The organism is Dermacoccus sp. UBA1591 (genome assembly GCF_002322065.1).
Lineage (GTDB): Bacteria > Actinomycetota > Actinomycetes > Actinomycetales > Dermatophilaceae > Dermacoccus > Dermacoccus nishinomiyaensis.
The window spans coordinates 3,277-11,906 of the sequence record NZ_DCNR01000038.1; the positions used below are offsets into that span (position 1 = coordinate 3,277).

Consider the following 8,630-nt stretch of genomic DNA (forward strand, 5'->3'; position numbering starts at 1 on the left):
AGCGCCTGAGCGCCTGAGCGAGCACGACCATCCACAGGCTGTGTCGGATCGCCCCGCCCCGGGCGATCCGGCACAGCCGCTTCCACAGCTGCACCCGCCGTACTCGCCGGTACACCACGAATCTGGGATAGGAAAGACACATGGACACGAAGGCTCTGATCAACGACGTGCCGAAGCAGCTGTTCGTCGACGGCGCATGGCGCGACGCGGAGGGCGGCAAGACGCTCGAGGTGACGAACCCCGCGACCGGCGAGGTCCTCGCGCGCGTCGCCGACGCCTCCCCCGCTGACGGCGACGCAGCCCTCGCCGCCGCGCACGCCGCGCAGGCGAGCTGGGCGGCCACCACACCGCGTGAGCGTTCCGAACTGCTGCGCAAGGCGTTCGAGCTGCTCATCGAGCGCACCGACGACTTCGCGGCGCTCATGACCCTCGAGATGGGCAAGCCCTTCGCCGAGGCCAAGGGAGAGGTCGCCTATGGCGCCGAGTACTTCCGCTGGTTCGCGGAGGAGGCCGTGCGCATCAACGGCACGTACCTGCCCGCCCCCGCGGGCGGATCGCGACTGCTGACGATGAAGCAGCCCGTCGGCCCGTGCCTCATGATCACGCCGTGGAACTTCCCGCTCGCCATGGGCACGCGCAAGATCGGTCCGGCGCTCGCGGCCGGTTGCACGATGGTCATCAAGCCCGCCGCCGAGACGCCGCTGACGATGCTCGCCCTCGTCGCGCTCCTCGAGGAGGTCGGCGTCCCGAAGGGTGTCGTCAACGTCGTCACGACGAGCGATTCGGGCGGCGTCATGGAGCCGCTCATTCGCGACCCGCGAGCTCGCAAGCTGACGTTCACCGGCTCGACGGCTGTCGGCCGCAAGCTCGTCGAGCAGTCGGCCGAGCAGTTGCTGCGCGTGTCGATGGAGCTCGGTGGCAACGCGCCCTTCATGGTCTTCGAGGACGCTGACGTCGACGCGGCCGTCGAGGGCGCGATGGCGGCGAAGATGCGCAACATCGGTGAGGCCTGCACGGCCGCGAACCGTCTGTATGTGCACGAGTCGGTCGCCGCGGAGTTCGGCGAGAAGTTTGCCGCGAAGATGAAGGCGATGACGGTCGGCAACGGCATGGACGAGGGCGTCACCGTCGGCCCGCTCATCACCGGCAAGGCCGTGAAGAACGTCCAGCGACTCATCGACGGTGCCGTCGCCGCGGGCGCCACGAAGGTGTGCGGCGACGAGCAGGTGCCGAGCGAGGGCAACTTCGTCGCCCCCACCGTCCTGACGAACGTGCCCGGTGACGACGACATCGTGCGCGAGGAGATCTTCGGCCCGGTCGCCGCGATCCAGACGTTCACCGACGAGGACGACGTCATCGCCCGCGCGAACTCGACGGAGTACGGCCTCGCCGCGTACTTCTTCTCGAAGGACTACTCGCGGGCGCTGCGGGTCGCCGAGAAGCTCGAGTACGGCATGGTCGGCGTCAACGTCGGCGTCATCTCGAACCCGGCCGCGCCGTTCGGCGGGGTCAAGGCCTCCGGATTCGGCCGCGAGGGCGGCTTCCAGGGCATCGACGAGTACCTCGAGACCAAGTACGTGGGCATGGCGCTCTGAGCGCCTGCGACGAAGGGGCATGTGATGAGTGAAGCCATCTACACGGTGACGAACCCGGCGACGGGTGAGGTCGAGGAGACCTTCCCCACCGCGACCGACGATGAGGTGATGGCCGCCCTCGAGCGCGCCTACGCCGCCCGCGAGCGCTGGCGCAAGGTGCCGCTCGAGGAGAAGATCGCGATCATCGAGCGCGTCGCGGCCGAGTACGACTCGCGTCAGGAGGAACTGGCGCGCATCATCGGTGACGAGATGGGCAAGCCTTACGGCGACGCGACGGGTGAGGTGTGGCTCTCGGGCGACATCCACGCGTACAACGCGAAGCACGCGCCGGAGGTGCTTGCCGACGAGGAGCTCGACCTGGGCGAGCGTGACGGGCGCGCGTACATGCGCAAGGAGCCCGTCGGCGTCATCGTCGGCGTCATGCCGTGGAACTACCCCTACTACCAGGTCGCGCGTTTCGCGGCGCCGAACCTGCTGCTCGGCAACGTCATCCTGCTCAAGCACGCGCCGCAGTGCCCGCGTTCGGCGAAGGTGATCGAGGAGATCTATCACGCCGCCGGGGTGCCGAAGGATGTCTATCAGAACCTCTACGCGACGAACGAGCAGATCGCGATGCTCATCGACGACCCGCGCGTGCAGGGCGTGTCGTTGACGGGTTCGGAGCGTGCCGGTTCGGCCGTCGGTGAGCGTGCAGGGCGCAACCTGAAGAAGGCCGTGCTCGAGCTCGGCGGCAGTGACCCGTTCATCGTGCTGCCGGACGCCGACATCGACAAGGCCGTCGAGGACGGCATCCTCGGCCGCTTCGAGAACTCGGGCCAGGCGTGCAACGCGGCGAAGCGGTTCATCCTCATCGGCGACGAGACGTACGACAAGTTCGTGCCGAAGTTCGCCGAGGCCGTCGCCGGGTTGAAGATGGGCGACCCGCACGACGAGTCGACGAACATCGGCCCGCTCGTCACGGAGGCCGCCGCGAAGGGTATTCAGGCGCAGATCGACGACGCCGTCGACGCGGGCGCCGAGGTGGTCGTCGGTGGCAAGCGTCCTGACGGTCCGGGCGCGTACGTCACGCCGACGGTGCTCGCCGGCGTCACGCCGCAGATGCGCGCGTGGAGCGAGGAGATCTTCGGCCCCGTCGCCGTCATGTACAAGGCGGCCGACGAGGACGAGGCCGTGCGCATCGCGAACGACACGCTGTTCGGTCTCGGCGCGTCGGTGCACTCGGCTGACGTCGACGCCGCGCTGCGCGTGGCCGATCGGCTCGAGTCGGGCATGGTGTCGATCAACGAGGCCCCCGGTTCTTCGTCGGAGCTGCCGTTCGGTGGCGTCAAGCGTTCCGGTTTCGGGCGCGAGCTCGGCACGTACGGGTTCGACGAGTTCTGCAACAAGCGGATGATCCGCATCGCGGGCTGACGAAGCTCGAAGGGGCGGGGTGCACCGCAGCGAAGCGAGGATGTGCCCCGGCCCCTTCGGGCGCGCGTCGGACCGCCCAAGTGATCGCGGGCTGACGAAGCTCGAAGGGGCGGGGTGCACCGCAGCGAAGCGAGGATGTGCCCCGCCCCCTTCGGGCGCGCGTCGGACCGCCGAAGTGATCGCGGGCTGACGAAGTACGCCCACCTGACCCTCGGGGCCTGAGAACGCCCCACTCGTGCGTCACGTCGCACGAGTGGGGCGTTCTTGCGTCACAGCATCCCCACTTGCGCGACATGTCGCGCCATCGGGGTACTGCATCCGACGTCAGCCATTCATGACGAACGTCGCCCGCGAACGCGTCAGATCTGACGCCTTCGCGGGCGACGTTCGAGCTCACCGTGAGCGACGGGTTCAGCCCGCGACGACGGCGCCCTCCGGTGCGAGGTCGACGCCGGCCGGCTGGGCCTCGGCGTCGGGGCGCACACGTCGCGGGACGAGCATCGCGATGGCGGCGCCCGCGACGGCGGCGCAGGCCCCGATGATGAAGCACACCTTGAACGCGCCCTCCGTCGGGATGGCGGGCGTCCCCGGCGCGAGGACGGTCGTGCGGCTCGTCAGCACGGCGGCCATGACGGCGCCGGCGACGGTCGTGCCGACCGAACGCATGAGGCCGTTGACGCCGACGCTGGCGCCGGCCTCGTGCATCGGCACGTTGTCGAGGATGAGCGTCGGCATGGCGGCGTAACCGATGCCGACACCCGCCGACGCGACGCACGAGGCGACCATGAGCTGCCACGGCGCGTTCATGAGGAACAGCGCGATGACGTAGCCGATGCTGATGACGAGCGCACCGGTGGCGAGCGTCACCCGCGCACCGCGGTGCGTGATGAGCGCGCTCGAGACGGGCGCGAACGCCATCATCATGAGGCCCGCGGGAGCCATCCACAGCCCGGCGTGCAGGATCGACTGGCCGAGACCGTACCCGGTGGCCTCGGGCATCTCGAGCAGCTGCGGCACGATGATGGACTGCGCCATCATGCCGAATCCGACGAGCACGGCCGCGAGGTTCGTGAACAACACCGGGCGGCGCGCCATGGTGCGCAGGTCGACGAGCGGATCGTGGTGACGCAGCTCGTACGCGCCCCAGACGAGCAGCACGATGACACCGGCGACGATGCTGCCGATCGTGCGCCCACTGCCCCACCCCCATTCGGAGCCCTTCGAGACACCGACGAGCGCCGAGACCAGACCCACGGCGAGACCGATGATGCCGACAGGGTCGATGTGCGCCGGGTGCTCGTCGTGGATGTGCGGCACGACGAACGCCGTCAGCACGACGACGACGGCGGCGAGCACCGCGGACAGCCAGAACAGGTCGTGCCACGAGTAGTCCTGCGCGATCCACGCTGCGAGCGGCAGACCAAGCGCACCACCGACACCGAGCGTCGCGCTGACGGCGGCGACGGCGCCCGTCGCACGCGCGGGCGGAGCGACCTCGCGCACGAGACTGATGGCGACCGGGATGTAGCCCATCGCCATGCCCTGCAGCGCGCGGCCGACGAGGAACGGCGCGAGGGTGCTCGACAGCGCCGCGACGACCGAACCGAGGACGAGCAGCGTCGCCGATACGAGCAGGACTCGCTTCTTGCCGTACATGTCGGCGAGGCGGCCGGTGACGGGCATCGTCACGGCGCCGGCGAGCAGCGTCGCCGTCACCGCCCAGGAGGCGTTGCTCGCGGACGTGTGCAGCAGCTCCGGCAGTTCTCGCTGGATCGGGATGACGAGGGACTGCATGAGCGCGCCGCTGAGGCTGCCGATGCAGAGGACGGCGACGACCGTCATCGGGGAGAAGCGCATCGCGGGGGCGGCCCCGGTCGGCGCGGTGGGTGAGGACAAGTGACCACTCCGTTTGTGTAAATTACATACCTACCCGATGAGATTACATTTAGTTGTACGAAGCAACAAGCGGGGTGACGGGATGGCGGCAGACGTGGCGAGCGACATCGACACCGCCGCCGACGACGGCAACGGCGACTGTGCCCGCACCATGGCGCGCCTGCTCTCTCACTTCGACATCATGCGCCGCGCCGAGGAGCAGGCGAGCGAGTTGCGCATCGCCGAGGGCCGCCTGCTGTGGCTGCTGACGGGCGACGGCCCGCCGCGCACGCTCAAGCAGATCGCGTGCGAACTTGAGCTCGAGCAGTCAACGGCGAACCGTCAGGTCAACGCTGCGGTGCGGGCCGGCGTCGTCCGGCGATTCCGCGAATCCGGGTCTCACGCTTGGCTCTTCGAGGCGAGCGACGACGGCGCGGCGCTCTACGAGCGCAGCGTCGGACGTCACCTCGACCGCGTCGACGACGCCCTCGCCGCTCTGCCCGCCGGCGAACGCGAACGTCTCGTCAGCTCGTTCGCGACGTTCATCGACGCCTACAAGGAACCGCCGACGCCCTCACCCCACGGCGCGCCGCGCGCCCCCGGCACGCCCTGAGAGTCCCCGACTGCACCGCGAAGCCGCCGCCCCCCTCACTCTCGCCATCCCGTACCCAACGGCGATCTACGTCCTCATCTGCGATTTTTGTTCACCTTCGTGAAGGTGGACGAAAATCGCAGAAGGGGACAGGAATCGCAGAGGGGTCAGCTCATCGCGAACATCTCGAGGTGGGTCTTGACGACGATGACGCGCGGGCCGTTGACATCGGCGGCGAACGTCGCGCGCAGGGCGTCCGTCAACTCGCCGTAGCCGACCTCGTCACCCACAGCCACCTCTTGAGCCTCGACACCGAACGACTCCGCCAAGGCGACGAAGTCCGGCCGTGCCAGTTCGGTGTGCGTCGCCTGGCCGAACGTCGCCTCCATGTACTCGCGCAGGATGCCGTAGCCGCCATCGTCGACGATGAGCCACGTGACGGGGATGCCGTGTTGCACGGCCGTCGCGAGTTCGGCGATCGAGTACATCGACGAGCCGTCACCAGCGACGGCGACGACGCGCTCGTGCCCGCCGACGGAGAACGCCGCGTCGACGTCCGTCAGCTTTGCGCCGCGCTTCTCCGCGAGCGCGACGGCGCCGCCGAGCGCGGCCGGGAACGCGAACCCGAGCCCGCCGGCGCCCTGACCCGAGTGGAAGCCGCCGGAGCGGCCGTCCCAGCAGTTCCAGGCCCAGTAGGCGGCGATCGTCATGTCCCAGAACGTCGGCACCTCGTCGGGGATGCCGGCGCGGATGGCGTCCATGAACACGCGCTCGTGGGCGAGATCCTGACCGTCGAGCCGGGCGACGATCGCCTTGCGCACTTCGGCAGCACGCTCCGCTCCCGACGCGCGCCCCGCGGGCGCCTCTGCCGGGAACGCCGCGACGAACGCATCGAGCGCCGCCTTCGCGTCGCACGCGATGCCGAGCGCGGGGTGGTTCGACTCGAGCACGCGCGGCTCGGCGTCGACATGGATGAGCTTGCCTGCCGGCTTCAGCGTGAAGTAGTTCGACGTCACCTCGCCGAGCGAGGTGCCGACGGCGAGCAGGACGTCGGCGTCGGCGAGCAGGTCGGTGACCGCACGGTCCTCGACCCACGAACCCATCGACAACGGGTGATCGACCGGAAAACCCGAGTTGCCACCCGGCGAGCAGACGACGGGTGCGTCGAGCTTCTCCGCCAGGGCGAGCAGCGCCCTCTCGGCGCCGGCGCGGCGCACGCCACCACCGGCGACGATGGCAGGGCGCTTCGCGCCCGCGAGCAACTTCACTGCAGCCCAGACGAGTTCGGGGCGCGGCCCCTCCGGCGTCGGCGCCGAGACGGCCGTGCGGATCGGCGGGATCTCCGTCTTCGCGAGCAGCACGTCCTGCGGCACCTCGACCCACACGGGCCCGCGCGGATACGTCATCGCCTCGACCCACGCCGACTCGATGGCCGTCGGGATGGCGGCGTGGTGCGTCACCGTGCGCTGCGACTTCGTCACGTCGATGGCGGCGCGGCGCTGCTCGTCGAGCTGGTGCAGCATGCCGCGACGCGCGCCGCCGAGGCCCGAGACGGGCACCTGCGAGGCGACGACGACCATCGGCACGCTCGTCGCGTACGCCTCCTGCAGCCCGGGCAGCGCCGTCAGGGCACCCGGCCCGGTCGACAGGAACAGCGCAGCCGGCTTGCCTGAGACGCGCGAGTAGCCGTCGGCCGCGAAGGCTGCGTTGTTCTCGACGCGCGAGCTCATGAAGTGCAGCCCCGAGCGGCGCAGCGCGTCGAACAGGCCCAGCGCATGCTGACCGGGAATGCCGAACACCGTCGTCGTGCCGAGCGCTTCGAGCGTCTCGACGACGAGGTCGCCACCGTTGCGGATCTTCTCGCCCTCGCCCGTCGGCGCGACGGCTTCGGGCTCGGGGTGACGGATCTGCTCGCTCACCGCTGGGCCCCGTACACCGTGCCGGACTCGCCGTACGCGGGCCCGCCGGGCGCGGCGTCCGCACCGAGCGCGAGCAGCGACATGTACTCGTAGACGACGTTGGCGGCGGCCAGGCCCGTCAGCTCGGCGTGGTCGTAAGGCGGTGCGACCTCGACGACGTCGGCGCCGATGAGGTTCGTGCCGCGCAGGCCGCGCAGGATCTCGAGCAGCTCACGCGACGTCAGACCGCCCGGCTCGGGGGTGCCGGTGCCCGGCGCGTGCGCGGGGTCGAGCACGTCGATGTCGAGCGAGACGTACAGCGGACGGTCGCCTACGCGCTCGCGCAGGAACCCGACGACCTCGTCGACGCCCATGCGCATGACGTCGTTGCTCGTCACGACACCGAAGCCGAAGCGCGCGTCGTCCTCGAGGTCCTGCGTGCCGTAGAGCGGGCCGCGCGTGCCGACGTGGCAGACGCCGGAGGAGTCGATGAGGCCCTCCTCGAACGCGCGGCGGAACGGCGTGCCGTGCGTGTACTCGGCGCCGAAGTAGGTGTCCCACGTGTCGAGGTGCGCGTCGAAGTGCAGCAGCGCGACGGGGCCGTGCTTCTTCGCGTGCGCGCGCAGCAGCGGCAGGGCGAGGGTGTGGTCGCCGCCGATCGTGATGAGCGAGGTGCCCTCGTCGACGAACTGACGTGCACCCTCCTCCGCTTCCTTCAGCGCCGACTCGATGTCGAAGGGGTTGAGCGCGATGTCACCGGCATCGGCAATCTGCATCTGCGCGAACGGCGACACGGACTGCGCCGGGTTGAACGGGCGCAGCAGACGCGAGCTCTCGCGCACGTGCGTCGCGCCGAAACGCGCACCGGGGCGGTAGGAGACGCCGGTGTCGAACGGCATGCCGACGACGGCGACGTCGGCCTTCGAGACGTCCTCGATGCGCGGCAGGCGCGCGAACGTGCCGAGGCCGGCGTACCGCGGCGTGAGGGCGGCATTGACGGGCCCGACGTTGCCGCCGGCCTCGATGCGGGGGTGATCCATCTCGTCCTCTTCCTCTTCCGACGAGGCGTGCGCACGCCCGGTGCGAGCACCCCGTCGAGCCGTCGAACGGCCACTCATCAGGTCACGATCAGATTAACGGACGTGTTTACCGATGCGAATCTCTCGTTTGTCACGAGTCGATCTCGTATATTCATACGGTTCACCGTGGACTCATGCCAGAGCCATGCCACCCGGATCCAAGGAGGCCCTCGTGGACCTC

The 8,630-nt window shown here is 69.7% G+C and carries 6 protein-coding genes; 3 read left to right on the plus strand and 3 right to left on the minus strand.

Features of this window, described 5'->3' with window-relative positions; translation table 11 throughout:
• The first annotated feature begins 140 nt into the window (after positions 1 to 140).
• Entirely contained in the window at positions 141 to 1,595 is a 1,455-nt protein-coding gene (locus B2284_RS03925; protein WP_006943997.1) for an NAD-dependent succinate-semialdehyde dehydrogenase, read from the plus strand.
• 24 nt (positions 1,596 to 1,619) lie between these two features.
• A complete protein-coding gene (locus tag B2284_RS03930; RefSeq protein ID WP_136788490.1) occupies positions 1,620 to 3,005 on the plus strand; it encodes an NAD-dependent succinate-semialdehyde dehydrogenase in 1,386 nt (461 codons plus the stop codon).
• A gap of 411 nt (positions 3,006 to 3,416) precedes the next feature.
• Here the strand turns inward: B2284_RS03930 and B2284_RS03935 are convergent, their stop codons facing one another.
• Positions 3,417 to 4,901, minus strand: coding sequence for an MFS transporter (locus tag B2284_RS03935; protein WP_231729417.1), 1,485 nt, complete (start codon positions 4,899 to 4,901; stop codon positions 3,417 to 3,419).
• Positions 4,902 to 4,995: 94 nt separating this feature from the next.
• Between B2284_RS03935 and B2284_RS03940 the strand changes: the two genes are divergently transcribed.
• Positions 4,996 to 5,493, plus strand: a complete 498-nt coding sequence (locus tag B2284_RS03940) for a MarR family winged helix-turn-helix transcriptional regulator (protein WP_170957213.1) — start codon at positions 4,996 to 4,998, stop codon at positions 5,491 to 5,493.
• A gap of 146 nt (positions 5,494 to 5,639) precedes the next feature.
• Here the strand turns inward: B2284_RS03940 and B2284_RS03945 are convergent, their stop codons facing one another.
• Together B2284_RS03945 and speB are read right to left on the minus strand one after the other, a co-directional pair.
• Positions 5,640 to 7,391 carry a thiamine pyrophosphate-binding protein gene (locus B2284_RS03945; RefSeq protein WP_136788489.1) on the minus strand — a complete coding sequence of 584 codons (1,752 nt, stop codon included), beginning with the start codon at positions 7,389 to 7,391 and terminating at the stop codon, positions 5,640 to 5,642.
• Positions 7,388 to 8,410 (minus strand): agmatinase, encoded by a 1,023-nt coding sequence (gene speB, locus B2284_RS03950; RefSeq protein ID WP_006947199.1) that lies wholly within the window; start codon positions 8,408 to 8,410, stop codon positions 7,388 to 7,390. Before speB ends, B2284_RS03945 begins: the two co-directional genes overlap by 4 nt.
• Between the last annotated feature and the right edge of the window lie 220 nt (positions 8,411 to 8,630).

Bases quoted from the DNA above. Each gene is read 5' to 3' on its own strand.
- B2284_RS03930 (WP_136788490.1), top strand. From the start codon at position 1,620: ATGAGTGAAGCCATCTACACGGTGACGAACCCGGCGACGGGTGAGGTC.
- speB (WP_006947199.1), bottom strand. From the start codon at position 8,410: ATGGATCACCCCCGCATCGAGGCCGGCGGCAACGTCGGGCCCGTCAAT.
- B2284_RS03925 (WP_006943997.1), top strand. From the start codon at position 141: ATGGACACGAAGGCTCTGATCAACGACGTGCCGAAGCAGCTGTTCGTC.